Genomic DNA, 15,398 nt, shown 5'->3' with positions numbered 1-15,398 from the left:
GAATAATCATGGCTAAATATATACTTGGTTGCGTATTACTAGTTTGGATAACATCATCAATGGGAGATGTTTCTGTCCGTGGATATACAAAGTCTGATGGCACATACGTTGCACCACATTATAGATCAGACCCAAATGGAAATTTCAATGATAACTGGTCCACAAAACCAAACGTAAATCCTTATACTGGGCAAGAAGGTTCTAAAGCAAACCCAAACTATGGATCTGATTCTAGGAGTAATCAACCAAACACACAACCAAGAAGTAATTCAAGTTATGACACTGAGTTTTAACATATTAAAACAATCTGATGTTAGCTTTACATTTTACATAGACTCATCAATATATTGTTTTATCTATTAACTTAAATGAAAATATATTAAGGAAAATTAGCAAGGTGGTGTTTTATGATTCTATTCAGACCTCTGATAAAAAAATTTATCAGCATGAAAAGTCAATTATTTGAGATCATTCTCTTTATTTTGTCGATTACTATGGTTTTCTTCTGTTTAGCTGTAGTTATTGACATTTTTTTTGATTTTGATCTAGTCAATAATCTATTAGATTATAAACACAGCCCTGACAGTAAAGATCCCGTAAAATTTCATGCTGCGGTAATTCTTATTTTGACAATTGCAATTCTCCTTGGAAGTTGGCGTCAAATTTATAATGCCAATAAAATCTCTAAGAATGACTTCATAATGAGGATTGATCAACAGTACTCAAGCCTACAATCAATTAAAGCAAGAGCGATAATACATAAAATATACCGGGAAATTGGGCCAGACTCAATTTCGAGACAATATAGAATAACCGAAACTGCAAGAAAAGTCGCTTTGATGAGAACAAGCACAAAGAAATATGAAATGAGAGATTTCATTTATTTAATGAATTTTCTAGAATGTCTAGAAACCATCTCATTTTTTGCTAATAATAATGCCATTGGACAGGATGACTTAAAGTTACTATCAGGACCATCAATTAAGTTCTATTATCAGGTATTCAAGCTATTTATTACCGAGCGGCGCACTGAAACAGATAACAACTCGTATTATGTGGAACTAGAAAAATTTATCCAAAATCAACAAGAAGAATCGTTATGATTAACAAACACTTTCAGGTTCGCAGTGACGATTGGCTTGGTAGCTCATACTTCTCTAACACTTCTCATCCAGAATTCAACACTGACAGGCTCACACACGAAAAATGAGCTATAATTGATACTAATTGAAATCAAAGTTAAGTAAGGAGAGATGCCGTGTCTAAGAAAGAAATTATCTACAAAGGATATAAGATAGGATCATCGCCTAGAACGTTAAGAGATCCTCCGGGTACTTTTAGCCCTAATGGATTCATTACCTATATTACAGGAGAGGATATTAATGTAATAAAACTGCCACTTAATGAAATACCCGATGACAATTGGGTTTGCCATAGTGAAGACGAAGCTCATGAAATTTTTATTCAGAGTGCAAAAAATTTTATTGATACGAGATAACCTAGCTTCATATTGATTTCAAACGAGACTTAATTACGAAAAACTGACTGCAATATCTGATTGCAATCTTCGATAAGCTCTAACTTTCGACTTCAATTCAACTTATTTTGATCCTGTAAGCGGTTGATTTCCCTGTTCCAGTTCGGACAATTAATTTTTGTTTTTCCAGTACTTTGAGCTCTCGTAGAGCGGTATCATTGCTGATACCTAGATAGAGCGCAGCTTCTTGTTTTTTAATCACTATCTTTTCTTTCAACATAGCATAAAGCAACTGTTGTCGAGCAGTTAAGTTGAGCTCATTCTCAGATTCTACTCTTTTATAGAAACGTATATTAAAAAAATTAGTCACACTTACATCAAGTGGTGGATTGTTGTTGTTCTTGAGTGCTTCATGCATCCTGTCAAAACCTGTTCCTGCTTTTTCAATATAGTTAGCTCGATATAAAAGATCTGCAATCAATCTGTTCCTGCGGACACTGCGTTTTCCTAAATTATCAATTGTGAGGCCATGATATAACCCACCCGGATTCTCTATGTCAATATGATCTGGGTAAATATGAATATATACGTGAGAACTATCATAACCATAATCTCGGTGTGTTACTGCATTTACAACAGCTTCACGTAAAGCATTTATAGGATAGTCATAAACTTTAGTACTTTGCCCTATTAGTGGTTTTATTTTTGAGCTCACAACAGTTTTTACCGAAATATTGCGAAGAATAAACAGCATGGCCTCCTCGATTTGCTCTATTGGAGAACCAAGTATCTCAGCTTTATCTATTATTGAAAATCGATCATTCGATTGATAGCGGACACAAGTAATATAACTCTCAGGGAAAAATCGTTGTGGGTTCAGTGAAAAAAACAAAACACAAGCGTTCGTAAATTTCAGTTCATTTTTTTTATATTCAGCGACACTGAAACTTTGTAATATATCTTTTGTTTTTGCACTTGTTTTGACTTCGCAGATTTTTAGATATTCTTTTAATCGATTTTTCGAGAAATCATTTTTATAGTCAAATTTTGTATTAATACTTTCATCAAAACGAATTTTGCCTGAATTGTTAAGTAGCTCAACTATCTCATCTCTTCGAAGCTTTTGGGCACTAGGGCCAACACGTAAAAAGAAGCCATCGTGACATCGATAAGGCTTATCAATTCCTTCCTCAACCTGTACTTCTAAAACCTTAGCTTTATGCTGTACTAAACTAATACGAATGCTGGGATCGCAGTTACGCGCGATATCATGAATCTCACTCATCAATTTATTTGATATTTCAATCCCTACGACTTCGGATTGGTCGTTTACCCCCAAATAGATGGAGCCACCAGATGCATTGGCAAACGCAACAATTTCACGATCGAGTTTTGCTTTCTGCTCCTTAAACTCAACCTTGTAGCTTTCGCCTTCACTCAGGATCAAAGATATGTCGGTTATAGCACTCATAGGGCACATTCTAGTAGTAACCAGTAGAAATGTCAATAAATTTGCGTCGCAAATGCGACGCAAATGCGACGCAAATTCTTGCGATGTAAGGAGCCCAAGTGTAAACCAAGGGGAAGTAGGTGGGTGCCCAATCGTAAATGGGAGCCTGGAAACTCAAACAGGAAGCGGCTCGACAAGAGACGCCTTCACTGTTATCAGCTGAATTTAATCGACAGAAATCTAGCCTTGTTTATTGAGGCACCGGGAGAAGATTCAACGTACTCAACACTTGAAATAAAATAACAAGGATAGCGCCAATGATACAAAACACCAAAAGGGGTTTACCGCCAATAACTCTAAATCCACAATCTAAATTCTCATGATATCGAGCTTTCCAAATCATGAGCGGGGGTAATATACCGTATAAAATAGCAACAAAGACGCCCGCATAACTCAGCGCCAATACAAATCCAGAAGGAAAATACAGCGCAAATAATAAAGGCGGAACTAGAGTGAAAAACAATAATCTCAAACGACCCCACACGTCTTTTTTAATTTGAAAACCATCGGATAAGAAATCGATGAGGCTTAAAATTACGGCTAAAAAGGAAGTTACTAATGCGCAAAAAGAAAAAACACCCACAGCAGCCGCAATCCAACTCAATCCCAAATAGGAATGCAAAGCTTGAGTAACACCTGCAACAGGATGAGGCCGTGCAGCAATCGCTGTTAAACTATATTCACCTGTAGAGGGAAGAACGCCGACAATTAAAAATTCCCATACAATATAGAAAATCAATGGGACTAAAGATCCAAAAAGGAGAGATTTTTTTAATTGATTCACATTATTCTGCATATACATACGTAAGCTGGGAACAATCACATGAGAAGTAAAGGATAGAATCACAATGGGAATTGCGACCAATAAATATTTAGAATCGCCAGCGTTCAATGTAACCATTTTCACATGGGGCGTCACAAAAAAAACAAGAGCGAAATACGATAAAATCAAACCGTACATAAAAAATCGATTAATGTGATCCACCAACCAGGCGCCAAAAAATACCAACAAGCCACCCACTGCTGCAAATCCAATAATTGTCATGTTTGTTTTTATAAGAGATAATTCACCGCCAGAAGCCAATAAATTTCCAATTAAAGAACCGCCAGCAGACATATAAGCAGCAGCAACAGCATAATACAACAACAAAAATGATGTCCAGCTAGCTATTTGTCCAAGCACACCTAAACGTCGGCGCGCCATTGAAATAATATTAGCTTCCATGCTGGGCTCATAAAGATTCGATTCTAATAATAAAAATAAAGTCATCAACATGTACGCAAAACAAATCAAAAACAATCCGATAGCTGAATAAAATCCACCCACTCCGGTAGTAATTGGCAATGCCAACATTCCAGCTCCAATGGATGTTCCCGCAACCAACAAAATCCCACCAAACGTTTTGTTCTGATATAAACTACTCATTGCGCCTCACATGCTTCAATAAATATTGACCAGTATAAGAAGCGGAAATATTCATCACTTCTTCCGGTGTACCAGTAGCCACAACACGGCCACCCCCATCCCCGCCTTCTGGGCCCAAATCGATTACCCAATCAGCTGCCCAAATGACATCTAAATTGTGCTCGATCACGATAATCGTATTTCCTTTATCACGCAAGCGATGCAAAACTTCTAATAATTGTTTAATGTCGTGAAAATGCAAACCGGTTGTAGGTTCATCTAGAATATAAAGCGTTTTAGCGGTATCTCGCTTTGATAGTTCTTTCGCCAATTTAACTCGCTGCGCTTCTCCGCCTGATAATGTCGTTGCACTTTGTCCCAAGTGAATATACGACAAGCCCACATCAATTAAAGTTTGTAGTTTTTTCGCTAGCACCGGAACAGCATCAAAAAATTCACGCGCATCTTCAACATTCATCTCTAAAATTTCGTGTATATTTTTTCCTTTGTAACGAACTTCTAGAGTCTCACGATTATAGCGTTTTCCTTTACATACATCGCACTCTACATAAACATCGGCTAAAAAATGCATTTCAACTTTAATAACACCATCACCTTCGCACGCTTCACACCGCCCACCTTTCACATTAAAGCTGAACCTACCCGCCTGATAACCGCGCGCTCTTGATTCAGGAATCCCTGCAAATAAATCGCGAATCGGCGTGAATAACCCAGTGTATGTTGCGGGATTTGAACGTGGAGTACGTCCTATTGGACTTTGATCAATTCCTACCACTTTGTCAAAATGACCTAATCCTGCGATTGATTTATACGGACCGGGCGTCACTAATGTTGCACCATTAAATTCTTTTGCAGCGATTGGATAAAGCGTGTCGTTAATTAAACTTGATTTTCCTGAACCAGAAACACCCGTTATACAGGTAATTAATCCAACAGGAATTGTGACATCAATATTTTTTAAATTATTTAATGATGCACCTTGAATATGTAACAATTGCTTAGGATTGCGTTGAATTCGGACTGCAGCAGCCCACACTTTTAATTTTCCCGAAAGATATTTTCCCGTCAACGATTTATCGTGAGCTTCAATATCAGCAGGTGTTCCTTCAGCCATTACGTACCCACCATGCACACCCGCACCAGGACCTATATCCACTACATGATCAGCCGCACGAATAGCATCTTCATCATGCTCAACAACGATAACCGTATTGCCTAAATCACGTAAGTGTTTTAGTGTCTTGAGTAATCGATCGTTATCACGTTGATGCAATCCTATTGAGGGCTCATCAAGAATATACATGACCCCCACTAATCCTGATCCAATTTGGCTTGCTAAACGAATACGTTGAGCCTCTCCACCCGAAAGTGTTTCTGCGCTTCGAGATAAAGTCAAATAATTTAAGCCAACACTGACTAAAAATCCAAGACGCGCTGTGATCTCAATTAATATTTTCTTGGCTATTTCGCCTCTTTTTCCTGGCAGAGAAACTTTTTCAAAAAACTCCTGTGCTTTTCCTATAGGCATATTGACGATATGAGGTATCGAGTGATCTTGCACAAAAACATGGCGTGCCTCTAGCCGTAATCGCTGACCTTCACAGGTTTTGCACGGACTCGTTGTTAAAAATTTCGCCAAATCTTCCCGAACAGCCATAGATTCAGTTTCAGAATATCGGCGTTCCATGTTCATTAAAACACCCTCGAAAGGATGTGTTTTTTCAAATACTTTTCCGCGCGCCGACATAAACCGAAATATAATTTCTTCATCACCACTGCCATACAACAAAATATCTTGAATTTTCTTTGAAAGTTTGTTGAAAGGAGCTTCCACATCAAAACGGAAATGCTTGGCCAATGATTGCAACATTTGAAAATAATAAAAGTTGCGTCTATCCCAGCCCCTAATCGCGCCACCTGCCAAACTTATTTCTTCATCGGAAATAATTTTTTCTGGATCAAACGTTTGATTCACACCCAAACCATTACAGGTTGGACAAGCTCCGACAGGATTATTAAAAGAAAATAAACGGGGCTCCAATTCTGTAAGACTGTATCCACATTGTGAACATGCCATCTTTGCAGAAAACTGAACATCAGGACGTTTTTCATCGATAAAAGCAATACTCGCTATACCACCAGTAAGATCTATTGCTGTTTCAAAAGATTCAGCCAATCGTTGAGTTAAATCAGCACGCACTTTTAGTCGATCAACAACAATTTCAATTGTATGTTTTTTTCTTAACGATAATTCTGGTGCTTTATCCAAATCGACAATTTCACCATTGATTCGAGCTCGAACGAATCCTTTACGTCGTAAATCAGCTATAATATTTTGATGCACACCTTTTCGATCTTTAACAACAGGCGCCAATAACATCACCTTTGTTTCTTCAGGAAGAGACAATACCGTATCTACCATTTGACTAATTGTCTGTGCTTCTAAAATTGTACCGTGTTCCGGACATTGTGCTTGCCCTGCACGTGCAAATAACAATCGTAGATAATCATAAATTTCGGTTATGGTGCCCACTGTTGAACGTGGATTATGTGAAGTTGCTTTTTGTTCAATAGAAATTGCGGGAGATAAACCCTCAATATGATCAACATCTGGTTTTTGCATCATTGATAAAAATTGTCGTGCATACGCTGATAAAGATTCAACATAGCGTCGCTGACCTTCAGCATACAAAGTGTCGAATGCTAACGATGATTTCCCAGATCCAGAAAGACCAGTAATCACTATCAACTGATCCCGAGGAAGAGTGAGATCAATATTTTTTAAATTATGTGTACGCGCACCACGAATCGTAATTTTGTCCATCATCCAACCTAAACGACCACCAAATGGGGCATTTTATCCGTCTTACCACTATTTAGCTAGCTATTTTACCAATCCTCCAATGGATAGCACATAATATGTCTGGAAATTTTGGGCAACGCCTATCAGAACCTTAGAACCATAAGAAAGCCAAAAATTTTTGCTTTATTTTTAATTAAATACATGATACATTTAAATATATATACTATTTAAGTGGTGACACATGCAAATTATTGATGAGAAAATAGCATACGGCATTGAATCCTTCTCAGAATGCCCACCTTGTGAATTATGGCGATGCTTGGTATCGCGAAATCGACAGGCAGGTGTTTCAAAAAATATAAGCGCGAAAGGCCCTTTAAGTCAGGACATACTAGAACCAGGCTACCTTCAAGGCGCATTTTCAGGTCTTGAGTTCATTCTCCAAAGCCTGTCTTCTTCTGAGCCAACAATACTTGATGCTGATTTTTTACTTGCCCTTCATTCCCACACCACAGCAAATGTGTTTGAAGAAGTGCCCATTGAGAATGAACTGGATACCAAGTTTATCCCGCTGGACCAAAATTATAGGAACATTACAGGCGCGGGTTTTAAAATTAATATCGACCCTAATAACCCAGGTCAAAATGCAACTCCTGCTGGGATCAATGAATTAATAAATGAATTTAAAAATGGATACAGTAGATTTGTTAGAATTGATGGTAAAAAAATGGAACTATCAACTACTGAAGAGGTATTAACAGCTCTAGAAAATGGACATATTGTTAGCATTGAGTCTAGGCCCCTTCCAAATTTAACACCTGACGAAATTCGACAATCAGTTATAAGTTATGTAAACCTTGTATTCGAAGAACATCATCGTTTACCAAAAGAAACAGAAGAACAAAAGCTCTATGCCATAGCTAAAACAATTCGAACTCTCGAAGTTTTCCATCCATTCAAGGACGCAAATTGTCGAACCATGAACCTACTAAGGCAATATTTACTAGCAATAAATCATCTCCCTCCAAGTGTTATATCTAATAATGATCGAATTGACGGATTTTCACTAGAGGAATTAGTCCACGAAATTCAACAGGGCTTTCTGATTTATTCTAATATTAAAAATCAAATCACCGAAAACAATAGCGACTATTCATTAATTAATAATTCCTTCCTTAGTATCAAATCTTGCCCTATAGGGAAAAAACCAACATTATGCGGCATCGTGTCTAAATTTATCCTTAATGAGATTGAGGGCTTTAAAAAGGCACCAAGAAAAAAACAAGAAAAGCTCCTGAATTATCTAACCTCTGTACTCTCAGAACAAGATAGCTGGTCATCTTTGGAATTAAATAAACTCAAAAGAAAATTTTCTGTTTTATGTAAACCAATTATTCCTTCGTGTATCATCTCTTCAAAATCTAAAAAAAATTCATTATCAAAAACGCCAGTCGATACAGAAATTCCACAATTTTCAAAAAAAAGTTATTAAAAATATTTTTTATTTTTTAGACTGAGAACCAGCGATACTTGCTGTCATATTAGACGTTTTATCAGCCCCATCCTTTTCAACCCAACGAGGAAGAACGACACTTCGCTGAGTAGCACTCTGTAATTTTGCCAATAGATCAGACTGTATGTAACGAAGTTCTTTTCCCGTAAACACAGGTTTCCCTCTCAACAACTGCATTGTTTCTTCCAAATGTTGATTGAAGACCTTCTTACGCTCTTGTGGTGGTATCATTACAGTACTCATGGCAGATTTTACAATATTTATCGCTACCACCATCGTTACATTAGGATTATTCTGAACATAACAGCAACGCATGTTAAACACCTCTTCATCGACTCTTGAATAAGGCTGAGCTTTGCCTTGAATCTCATTATCACTTTGACCATTACAAATATTATCGAAATTTTTCATACCTTGTTTAATTTCACCTACCAATTGATTAGCTGAAAATCCATCTATTCGATTAGGGTTAGTTAATACTGCGGGGTGAAGATGATTTTTGATCAACAATATATTCATGAGCTTATTCAACACTCGACAATTTCCATCTTCAAACGGATGTATAACTTCAATATCTCTAATCAATGTCGCAATTGCGTGCAAAATTTTATCAGGATCATTATCTGCCTGTTTAATATGCACTCCATATCGATGGAATAATTCATCAATACTTTGGGTTACCTCTTTTCGTATTGATTGGGGTGATTCCCCCTTTCGCTCTCGAGATTGAATTGCGACCGCTTTCCCCGATTGAATCGTAGCAATTATATCTTCATAAGTCCTTAATTCTAAGACTTTGGGCACTTCTCGCCCTTGTTTTTCATCGAAGACCTTCTCTACTTGCACAAATGAATTTAATGGAGTTCGACGAAACTCTTCAATGAGTTCTCTGACCCCTTCTTCTGTCGCATTTTGATCTATTTTGCTTGGATCAAGTAATATGGAATATCCACTGCCTGTGACTGATCTAAATTCAGAGTTAATGGGTACAGCTTGAACTGTCATCGAGCCTTCAATCTCAACAGCAACATCTCGAGTGACACCTGAGACACACGCTTTATGAAGATTCTGCAGAAATGCACTACCAAGTTTTAATGGTTCTTCTTGTTGGATGGCTGTTAGTACAAATTCAAACCCACTAAAACAGCCCCGCAAATATCCCGCATCCCGCTGATCAAATGTATTAGGCTTAACCAGTCTACTGGGTGTTGGATTGACACCTATTTGGCGATTACGATCGAGTTCTAAACGCCAAAGCTCGCTTGGAGGGCAACGCTCATACCCCCCCATACCTTTATGTATGGGAACCTCGGTCTTTCTCATAACCCACCTCCAAACAACTTATACTATTGATTATAGTACAGTCTTGTGTTATTATCTCCCAAATTTTAGCGAAACCAACTAAACTCACCGACACCCTATAGGTCATCTATGAAAAAGTTTTTTCAGGGTACTAAAACACGCGCTATAAGCACTCCAGCAAATAACTCGATCCAACCTGATGTATCATCAGGCCCGTTCCCCAGGCCTGTTGTTAATTTGATATTAAGTAATCTAACAGGAGTGGAATTACTCAATAGCTTCCTCGTCTGCAGACAATGGAACATCGCACCAGATCAAACTTTTTGGCGATACAAATTAGTTAAAGATTTCAATCTCAGTACAGAATTACTCGATACAGCAATACTCGATCCTTTCCTAGTTAAACGTCTCTATATTGTTCTTACAATGATTAACTATGGCGCAATTGAGCTTGAAATTACGCACCCCATACATATATTTATTTTATTATCTTTTAAAACGGGAATACTCAGCCAAACTGAATATGAATCAAAACCTGCCTACAACGATGTAGTTATTGAAACTATAGTCACTCATTACAATGTCCTAGATACTTATAATAATTCAATCTCATTCTTTTTCTGTTTAGCCGGAGACGCCGATTTTTTTTTCGCCTGTGCTTCAAAAATTAAAGACTACGATTCCTTATGCAGACCAAATAAATCAGGAGCAATACCCTATCTTTTCGCATTCTATCAAAACCAAAAAAAAATGATTGAATTCCATCATAAAAGTGTCTCAGACGAAAAAGAACTTGTATATGACACATCGTATAATTTCAATATGCTCCACTACAGCATTTGGGGTGGTGAGTATAAAATTGCAACACACGCTGCATTTCTTAAGTTTTGTGAGTTTTCTGAAGATAATACACGTCTGGCAGCTGAAAAGAGCAGAAAGAAATCAATCATCAAGCTAATTTCCTGTCATAATCTTCTTTTACAATTAGCATTTCCAAACGGTAATAAAACAGAGCAAGAAATCTACGCATTACTTACTCAAGCCGTTTCTAATGATTCACATTTTTTTCTAAAAATTTTCACACATGCTTTCGATGAAAAAACTCAACATGAACCAAAAGGGGTCGGCGCCTTAAGAAAGGAGCTAGAATCCAATGGGGCACTACAGCGGTGCTTGCATCAAATTTGTCAAAATAATACGCAACTACAACCCCTTTTAGAGAAACTTGAACCACAAAGTAAAAAATGTGTAGTCATGTAAAGAACATAGCTAAAGTATCGAGTAACTCTGTTTAAAAATGCCTAATAATGCTAGCATCACACCATGCAAAAACATCCATTACAACATGAACTACGATCTACATTATCCTTAGCGTCGATTTTCGCTTTTCGCATGCTCGGATTATTTATGATTTTGCCGATTTTCGCGATCGCAGCGCAGGGCTATACCGGAGCTTCTCCGCGCCTGATTGGGTTTGCCTTAGGGGCATACGGCTTATCACAAGCCACACTACAAATCCCTTTCGGCGTACTTTCAGACCGATTGGGTCGAAAGCCTATCCTTATCGCTGGGCTAACGTTATTTGCGCTTGGGAGCATCATAGGAGGCCTTGCTAGTAGTCTTTACGGCCTCATAATTGGCCGTGTTTTACAGGGCTCAGGAGCCATTGGCAGCACTATTATGGCCACGCTTTCAGACCTGACCAAAGTCGAAAACCGAACAAAAGCCATGGCGACAATCGGCATGACCATTGGCATTTCCTTGAGTCTTGCCCTAGTTAGCGGTCCAGTGTTTTATCAGGTCATAGGGCTTTCGGGAATTTTCTATCTTACCGCTGCCTTGGCTCTTCTAGGCATTATTATCGTCTTAGTTGCAATACCCACACTACCCCGCCATCAGAGTTTTCAGCCACCCAAATCTTTGCTCCATCAACTTCAGACAACCTTACGCAATAAAGAACTACTTCGTTTAGATTACGGTATTTTCATCAATCACGCCTTACTCACCGCGCAGTTTGCGGTGCTACCCTCAATGTTACAGGCCGCAGGAATGGAATTGACCCATCAATGGCAATTCTACTTGCCAATCCTCATCGTTGCATTTTTCGGCATGGTCCCCTTTATGATCGTCGCCGACCGTTATCAACAACAAAAGCCCATTTTACTGTTCGCCATCGCCACTCTTTTAATGAGCCAATGCTCACTTTATTTCTGGCACATGCAACTATGGCACTTCACTACGGCTTTGATTGCTTTTTTCATCGCCTTTTCATTACTCGAAGCCATGCTGCCCTCTCTCGTATCTAAACTAGCCCCCACGCATAGCAAAGGCGCTGCTCTCGGCATTTATTCCTCCAGCCAATTTCTGGGCATATTTTTCGGAGGAACGACCGCGGGCATAGTACAAAGCATTTGGCAAGCTGATACCATGTTCATTTATTGTGCGATATTGACTGCTTCTTGGTTACTCATTGCACTATTTATGTGTAAGCCTTTGCACCTAAAAACGGAACTTATCCCGCTAAAAGGCTTAAAACCCGCAGAGGTAAAGGATCTCTCCCAAAAATTAAATATAATTCCGGGGGTCGTTGAGGTTACAATTTTACTAGAACACGGTATTGCATATCTCAAAGTAGACAATACAATACTGGACAAGCCTCTGCTCATGAATACGATGCGGGCTTTCATTCGAGATTAACAACAATCTGTGTTGTTGTTCGGAGGATATGGTAAGTGGACAGAATATTACAACTGATTGGATAGAGAGGAGACGAAACAATGGCTAGAGGTGTAAATAAAGTTATTTTAATAGGTAACTTAGGTAACGACCCAGAGGTACGATATACCCCCAGCGGTAGCGCAGTAGCTAACGTAAATTTGGCAACCAGTGAAACTTGGCGTGATAAGCAAACAGGCGAATTACAAGATCGCACCGAATGGCATCGAGTTGTATTTTTTAATCGCTTAGCAGAAATTGTTGGTGAATACTTACGTAAAGGTTCAAAGATTTATATTGAAGGCACACTGCGAACTCGCAAGTGGCAAGATAAAAATGGTATCGATCGATACACAACAGAAATCATCGCAAATGAAATGCATATTCTTGATAGCCGAAGCGGTGGTCAGGAACGTGGAAATTTCAGTGATGAAGGTGCGGTTACAGTAACTCAAGGTTCAGCAAATGCGCCGATTTCTCCACCTCTCGAAACTATCGGTGCTGGTCAATTCGACGACGATATTCCTTTTTAAAAATCGCTTTAATAAAAAAAGGCGCCTGAGTTAACTAGGCGCCTTTTTTATATCTTCTAAATCTTTATCTTAGTGTTTACGATGAGCAGGTTCCATTAACACAGTGATGTGCGATGGGTATTGTTGAATTGCACCCGTTACTGCGTCAACAAGAACGCCCGGCCAGAATAGAACGTTAACGATGGTCCATGCGTTGAAACTTTGACCAACACCAACTTGCTTTTGGACATAACCAGGTCTAACACAACGTACATTTAATGCACCTTTACCTTTGGTTAAAATAACAGAGCCTGGATTAGTACCCACTACAAACTCCGCACCTTGACCATCAATCACAGTACATCGTGCTCCAGAAATTAAGTTATGAGTGCCACTATCCACAGCTTGTACTTGAATACTTTGTGTCGTGCCGGTAAATACGGTAGCGCAGCCAGACAAAGTAATCACAGCAACTGGAAGAATGGTTTTAAGACCGGATAAAATTTTTGTTTTCAACATAGAAACCTCGCAATAAAGGATTTAATAGTGTTTTTGTGTTTTCCTAATGAAGGAGAACACAAACGACTTTTAATTTAAGCAGCGCCATCCAAAAACACCGCCATCTGACTTAAACTAAGGATACCACTATAGCTACTTTACTTGAAAATGCAATTGCGGGCTTTAAACTGGGTATGCAATACTCAGGCTAACCAATAGTTTTGCTGCATCAAGGCTTGTTCAACAAACATGTCATAACCATCAATCACCTGTGATTCACATTGCTTGGCTGCACTTATCAGGTGGCTTTGAGACGAATGATAATTAATATCCATCACAACCGTTTGAGCACTCAAAAATGTTTTAATGGTTGCTATCAATGATTCGTTAAGTTCAGCATTGGCTGGAAGAGTATTAAATGCGAAATCAAAAAACGCTTCAGTCGCATTTTCAGCGGAATTAAAATCATAACAGTCACAATTTAATTCGCTAATAAGATCGTCACAACTTCTTAAAGTTCGATTGATGACTGTTATAGCAGCAGCTCCACGCTTCTTGGCTTCGAAAGCAATGGCTCGCGCAGAACCTCCTGCTCCGAGTATTAGTACTTTTTTTCCGTTGACAGATTCTATTTTTTCAACAGCTTCTAGCGCACCGATTCCATCAGTATTTAAACCTGAAAAACTTGATTCATCTCTACGAAGTGTATTAATCGCGCCGATCTTGTCAGATGAGCCTTCAAAATGATTTACAAATTGTAGAACGTCTTTTTTTAGTGGCATAGTGACGCTAAAACCGTGAAAAGGCAGGCCTTTTAGATTCTCAAAAAATGCGGCGAGCTCTTCTTTTGTTATTTTAAATTTCACATAGACCGCATTTATACCGTGCTTTCTGAAATAAACATTATGAAATAAATGTCCTTGGCTTTGAGCAATGGGATCACCGAGTACAGCGTAAATTTTGGTATGCGCGTTATTTTCTTTGGCACGATAAATCTCAACAGAGGTCTGCAGCGATAAAATTCCTGGAGCTGGCGTTTCAGACTCACTCAAACTGACATATTGAAAATTACTTCCAAGAATAGGCGCAGAAATTCGCGAAGGAATACCCAACTCTCCCATACAATGTCCGATAATTTTTTGCGATTTTGCTGTTTCATTGACAAAATGCAACATGCGTAAATTATCAACACTACTCGTAGCCATCGTGACAATTTTATAGTATGTACAATCTGGGTGTATCATCACTGATAAAATCGCCTTCAAATTGAAGGGCGTACACTCAAAATCATGATAAGAACGAATAATTTTTACGTTGGGGTATTTAGCGTGAAAATCTTTAATAAAGCTATCGTCTATCGTATATTCAAAATCTATATAATCCGGATTCGCGCTACCCAATTCCATTAATTCACTCAATCTCTTTGCTTCTTCCCCCTGATACACGCCTCCTTGATTTGCAGAGCGAAGTGTAAAAATAACTGGGCGATTAATTTTTTCTCGCATTAATTTGATAGCATCAATATCGATAGAATGAAACTTATCAAAGCCGACTTCAATACTATCGCTGTCTGGACTGATTCCACTCACTCGACGAATGACATCATCAGTATTTTTTTCAGAAACAACTGATACGAGCATAC

The 15,398-nt window shown here is 38.4% G+C and carries 13 protein-coding genes; 7 read left to right on the top strand and 6 right to left on the bottom strand.

Annotated features, from left to right (window positions below; translation table 11 throughout):
- Positions 1 to 8: 8 nt before the first annotated feature.
- The 3 genes from K2X50_00485 (at position 9) to K2X50_00475 (ending at position 1,498) form a co-directional block, all read left to right on the top strand.
- Complete coding sequence (locus tag K2X50_00485; protein ID MBX9585710.1) at positions 9 to 293, top strand: hypothetical protein; 285 nt, start codon at positions 9 to 11, stop codon at positions 291 to 293.
- Between the two features lie 114 nt (positions 294 to 407).
- A complete protein-coding gene (locus K2X50_00480) occupies positions 408 to 1,103 on the top strand; it encodes a hypothetical protein (GenBank protein ID MBX9585709.1) in 696 nt (231 codons plus the stop codon).
- Between the two features lie 155 nt (positions 1,104 to 1,258).
- Complete coding sequence (locus K2X50_00475; protein ID MBX9585708.1) at positions 1,259 to 1,498, top strand: hypothetical protein; 240 nt, start codon at positions 1,259 to 1,261, stop codon at positions 1,496 to 1,498.
- A 97-nt stretch (positions 1,499 to 1,595) separates the two neighbouring features.
- Here K2X50_00475 and K2X50_00470 read toward each other — a convergent pair whose 3' ends face one another.
- The 3 genes from K2X50_00470 to uvrA form a co-directional block, all read right to left on the bottom strand.
- Positions 1,596 to 2,948, bottom strand: a complete 1,353-nt coding sequence (locus K2X50_00470) for a putative DNA binding domain-containing protein (GenBank protein ID MBX9585707.1) — start codon at positions 2,946 to 2,948, stop codon at positions 1,596 to 1,598.
- A gap of 229 nt (positions 2,949 to 3,177) precedes the next feature.
- A complete protein-coding gene (locus K2X50_00465) occupies positions 3,178 to 4,413 on the bottom strand; it encodes a hypothetical protein (protein ID MBX9585706.1) in 1,236 nt (411 codons plus the stop codon).
- Positions 4,406 to 7,237 carry an excinuclease ABC subunit UvrA gene (gene uvrA / locus K2X50_00460; GenBank protein ID MBX9585705.1) on the bottom strand — a complete coding sequence of 944 codons (2,832 nt, stop codon included), beginning with the start codon at positions 7,235 to 7,237 and terminating at the stop codon, positions 4,406 to 4,408. The genes K2X50_00465 and uvrA overlap by 8 nt, the downstream gene beginning before the upstream one ends.
- Before the next feature lie 220 nt (positions 7,238 to 7,457).
- Between uvrA and K2X50_00455 the strand changes: the two genes are divergently transcribed.
- On the top strand, positions 7,458 to 8,708 hold the full coding sequence (locus K2X50_00455; protein MBX9585704.1) for a hypothetical protein: 1,251 nt from the start codon (positions 7,458 to 7,460) through the stop codon (positions 8,706 to 8,708).
- A gap of 9 nt (positions 8,709 to 8,717) precedes the next feature.
- Here K2X50_00455 and K2X50_00450 read toward each other — a convergent pair whose 3' ends face one another.
- Positions 8,718 to 10,052: a Fic family protein gene (locus K2X50_00450; GenBank protein ID MBX9585703.1), complete on the bottom strand. Its 1,335-nt coding sequence runs from the start codon at positions 10,050 to 10,052 to the stop codon at positions 8,718 to 8,720.
- A gap of 108 nt (positions 10,053 to 10,160) precedes the next feature.
- Here K2X50_00450 and K2X50_00445 point away from each other — a divergent pair, with 108 nt between their 5' ends.
- The 3 genes from K2X50_00445 to ssb all read left to right on the top strand — a co-directional run bounded on the left by K2X50_00445 (position 10,161) and on the right by ssb (position 13,279).
- Positions 10,161 to 11,291 (top strand): F-box protein, encoded by a 1,131-nt coding sequence (locus K2X50_00445; protein MBX9585702.1) that lies wholly within the window; start codon positions 10,161 to 10,163, stop codon positions 11,289 to 11,291.
- A gap of 147 nt (positions 11,292 to 11,438) precedes the next feature.
- Positions 11,439 to 12,728: an MFS transporter gene (locus tag K2X50_00440; protein ID MBX9585701.1), complete on the top strand. Its 1,290-nt coding sequence runs from the start codon at positions 11,439 to 11,441 to the stop codon at positions 12,726 to 12,728.
- Between the two features lie 80 nt (positions 12,729 to 12,808).
- The gene (gene ssb / locus K2X50_00435) at positions 12,809 to 13,279 is read left to right on the top strand and encodes a single-stranded DNA-binding protein (protein ID MBX9585700.1); all 471 of its coding nucleotides are present in this window, start codon (positions 12,809 to 12,811) and stop codon (positions 13,277 to 13,279) included.
- A gap of 69 nt (positions 13,280 to 13,348) precedes the next feature.
- Here the strand turns inward: ssb and K2X50_00430 are convergent, their stop codons facing one another.
- Both K2X50_00430 and aroE read right to left on the bottom strand, forming a co-directional pair.
- On the bottom strand, positions 13,349 to 13,777 hold the full coding sequence (locus tag K2X50_00430; protein MBX9585699.1) for a hypothetical protein: 429 nt from the start codon (positions 13,775 to 13,777) through the stop codon (positions 13,349 to 13,351).
- A gap of 182 nt (positions 13,778 to 13,959) precedes the next feature.
- Positions 13,960 to 15,396: a shikimate dehydrogenase gene (aroE, locus tag K2X50_00425; protein ID MBX9585698.1), complete on the bottom strand. Its 1,437-nt coding sequence runs from the start codon at positions 15,394 to 15,396 to the stop codon at positions 13,960 to 13,962.
- Positions 15,397 to 15,398 lie beyond the last annotated feature (2 nt).

This window comes from Gammaproteobacteria bacterium (assembly GCA_019748175.1).
Classification (GTDB): Bacteria; Pseudomonadota; Gammaproteobacteria; order JAIEPX01; family JAIEPX01; genus JAIEPX01.
This window is presented reverse-complemented; position numbering and strand designations above follow the sequence as displayed.

What these genes read in the sequence shown, in the direction of transcription:
- K2X50_00485 (MBX9585710.1), top strand. Translation starts at nt 9, where the DNA reads ATGGCTAAATATATACTTGGTTGCGTATTACTAGTTTGGATAACATCA.
- K2X50_00480 (MBX9585709.1), top strand. Translation starts at nt 408, where the DNA reads ATGATTCTATTCAGACCTCTGATAAAAAAATTTATCAGCATGAAAAGT.
- K2X50_00470 (MBX9585707.1), bottom strand. Translation starts at nt 2,948, where the DNA reads ATGAGTGCTATAACCGACATATCTTTGATCCTGAGTGAAGGCGAAAGC.
- K2X50_00465 (MBX9585706.1), bottom strand. Translation starts at nt 4,413, where the DNA reads ATGAGTAGTTTATATCAGAACAAAACGTTTGGTGGGATTTTGTTGGTT.
- uvrA (MBX9585705.1), bottom strand. Translation starts at nt 7,237, where the DNA reads ATGGACAAAATTACGATTCGTGGTGCGCGTACACATAATTTAAAAAAT.
- K2X50_00455 (MBX9585704.1), top strand. Translation starts at nt 7,458, where the DNA reads ATGCAAATTATTGATGAGAAAATAGCATACGGCATTGAATCCTTCTCA.
- K2X50_00450 (MBX9585703.1), bottom strand. Translation starts at nt 10,052, where the DNA reads ATGAGAAAGACCGAGGTTCCCATACATAAAGGTATGGGGGGGTATGAG.
- K2X50_00445 (MBX9585702.1), top strand. Translation starts at nt 10,161, where the DNA reads ATGAAAAAGTTTTTTCAGGGTACTAAAACACGCGCTATAAGCACTCCA.
- K2X50_00440 (MBX9585701.1), top strand. Translation starts at nt 11,439, where the DNA reads ATGATTTTGCCGATTTTCGCGATCGCAGCGCAGGGCTATACCGGAGCT.
- ssb (MBX9585700.1), top strand. Translation starts at nt 12,809, where the DNA reads ATGGCTAGAGGTGTAAATAAAGTTATTTTAATAGGTAACTTAGGTAAC.
- K2X50_00430 (MBX9585699.1), bottom strand. Translation starts at nt 13,777, where the DNA reads ATGTTGAAAACAAAAATTTTATCCGGTCTTAAAACCATTCTTCCAGTT.
- aroE (MBX9585698.1), bottom strand. Translation starts at nt 15,396, where the DNA reads ATGCTCGTATCAGTTGTTTCTGAAAAAAATACTGATGATGTCATTCGT.